This is a genomic window from Bacillus sp. mrc49 (genome assembly GCF_002803435.1).
Map to the genome: position 1 here is coordinate 1 of NZ_PHNG01000201.1, position 875 is coordinate 875.

The 875-nt window shown below is 50.2% G+C and carries 1 protein-coding gene and 1 pseudogene; one reads left to right on the forward strand and one right to left on the reverse strand.

What is annotated here, in order from left to right:
* Positions 1 to 362: pseudogene (locus CVN76_RS01405) on the forward strand (NAD(P)/FAD-dependent oxidoreductase); the annotation flags it as partial.
* A 115-nt stretch (positions 363 to 477) separates the two neighbouring features.
* On the opposite strand, the gene hxlB reads toward CVN76_RS01405, so the two are convergent.
* Positions 478 to 875, reverse strand: a 398-nt coding sequence (gene hxlB, locus CVN76_RS01410) for a 6-phospho-3-hexuloisomerase (RefSeq protein WP_100530125.1), incomplete at its 5' end; no start/stop codon positions are given.

Here is an 875-nt window from a genome sequence, read left to right on the forward strand (position 1 = left end):
GCAAAGCAGCCGTTAATGAATACCTGCAATCGACATCACATAAGGATGTATTCGTTGTCGGTGACAGCGCCCTTGCTTTCCCTCCAGAAGGCGGACGTCCATACGCGCCAACTGCACAAAACGCATGGCAAATGGGTGAGCTTGTCGGGTATAACCTCTATGCAGCCTTCGAAGGCAAGAAGCTTGAAGTATTCGCACCTGTAAATTCAGGTACGCTTGCGAGCCTTGGCCGTAAGGATGCCGTGGCAACCGTCGGAGCCAATAACACATCCCTGAAAGGCCTGCCGGCCACTTTGATGAAGGAAGCAAGCAATATCCGCTACCTATCACACATCAAAGCGCTATATAGCTTAGCGTATTAATTCCGTACAATTGTGCCGCATCCGCGGTACACGCCCTTTATTCCCGAATCTGGGGATAAAGGGCTTTTTTTTACGATTAAAAAGACAGGTCCCTTGAGAGGACCCGCCTGTTTCTTCACTCGATATTACTATGCTTGGAATAAGTCGACTGGTGGCTTATGGATTGGGACAATGAATAGTCCAGGCATATGGCATCACACAAAACATGTACGCATTGATCAAACAAGGAGCTTAGCGGCTGGACGCTTTCCGTTTCATGACTCAAGCGGTTTTTCGTAGCAGCAGGGACCACCAAAACCTCATCGGAAACGTTCGCTAATTCGGATTGGTCATTTGTCGTGATGGCGAACACCTTGCAGCCTATTTCCCTGCCTTTCATGGCTACCGAGACCACACTTTTCGTCGTGCCGCTCCCGCTGATGGCTATGATCAGGTCGCCGTTCGCGATCGAAGGCGTGATCGTCTCCCCGACCACATATACGTTCAAGCCAAGATGCATCAAACGCATCGCGA